At 45.2% G+C, this 1415-nt stretch carries 2 protein-coding genes; both read left to right on the forward strand.

The features are described 5' to 3' along the window. Positions 1 to 84 precede the first annotated feature (84 nt). Positions 85 to 402, forward strand: a complete 318-nt coding sequence (locus RW092_RS03065) for a transposase (RefSeq protein ID WP_016310860.1) — start codon at positions 85 to 87, stop codon at positions 400 to 402. A gap of 11 nt (positions 403 to 413) precedes the next feature. Then, entirely contained in the window at positions 414 to 1334 is a 921-nt protein-coding gene (locus RW092_RS03070) for an IS3 family transposase (RefSeq protein ID WP_127576780.1), read from the forward strand. Positions 1335 to 1415: the final 81 nt, after the last annotated feature.

Here is a 1415-nt window from a genome sequence, read left to right on the forward strand (position 1 = left end):
CTGTAAAAGCCCTAAGGCCCCCTAAATAAACTGGAGTCCTCCCCTACAAGGATTTACAATGGAAATAAGGGAGAGGATTCAGTTATGGGAAAAGCCAAAGATGAATTTCGTTTAAAGGTAGTAAGAGAAGCTCTGTCCGGGATTAAGGTGGGGGTGCTTGCCCGGTCGTATGACCTGCACCCAGAAACCATTCGAACCTGGATTCGAGCATACCGAGATCAGATTACAGATGTGGATACATCACTGCCAGACCAACACCTTCAAGAACTCAAACGACTTCAAGAGATTGAAGAAAAATACGAGAAAGCGATGAAAGTGCTTGGTGAGAAAGAACTCGAAAATGAGATCCTACGTGAACTCGTAAAAAAGAAAAACCCCGCTTATCTGAAAAACTTGAAGTAGCAGAACCATTCATTAAGCGGGGGGAACCAACAGCTGTAGTTCTGCGGATTTTGGAAATTGCTGAATCGACATACTACGATCGAAAAAAGCGAGCTGCTACCCCAAAGACGGAGCCGTTATCAACGGACAAACGCGGTCGCCCTACACCTGGGTACTCTCTAACTGTTACAGGGATCCCCATTAGCGATGAACAGATTAAAGAGTGGCTCCTTGAGCTGCTTGAAGGCGAAGAACATGTCTACGGATATAAACTGTTGGGCCAATGCATTCGGGATATTCACCAAGTCATAATTAACAAAAAGAAAACGTATCGTCTTTGCAAAGAACTCGGCATTCTGCAAAAAGCTCGCAAGCCTGTCACATCGCACCCGCGTACTCTCCCCAAGAACCGATTCATTACCGGTTCTAATCAATTGTGGCAAATGGACATCAAGTATGGATACGTTGTAGGACAGAAGCGCTTCTTCTTTGTTCTTAGCATCATTGATGTATTTGACCGCGTGGTGGTTGGGCAATATTGCGGGCGAACCTGTGAAGCCAAGCATGCCGTTCAAACGCTTATAAGTGCCCTAGAGCGCCGCATTCAGCCGGGTGAAACGTTCCCCGTGATCCGGACGGACAATGGGCCTCAATTTGTCAGCAAGTTGTTTGGAGATACCTGTGAGAGCTTGGGGATGACTCATGAGCGAATTCCCCCAAGGACTCCCAATATGAATGCCTATATCGAATCATTTCATAGCATATTGGAACGCGACTTGTTTAGCAGACGAGAATTTATGACGTTTGAAGAAGCGTTTATCGCACTTGATCAATATATGGACTTTTATAATTATCGAAGAATGCATGGTAGCCTGAAGCATATGGCTCCCATGAAGTTTTCGTTATGGGTCAAAATGCTAGAGGATACCTCAAAGTTCCATAAATCGATGTAAACACACAAGAAAATGAGCTGGACTGCGATAACACAAAACTTGTAGGTCAGGACTCCGGATTTAGGGGGCCTAGCCGCTTTT

Source organism: Paenibacillus sp. 3LSP, from assembly GCF_032465655.1.
Lineage (GTDB): Bacteria > Bacillota > Bacilli > Paenibacillales > Paenibacillaceae > Fontibacillus > Fontibacillus barengoltzii.

What these genes read in the sequence shown, in the direction of transcription:
- RW092_RS03065 (WP_016310860.1), top strand. Translation starts at nt 85, where the DNA reads ATGGGAAAAGCCAAAGATGAATTTCGTTTAAAGGTAGTAAGAGAAGCT.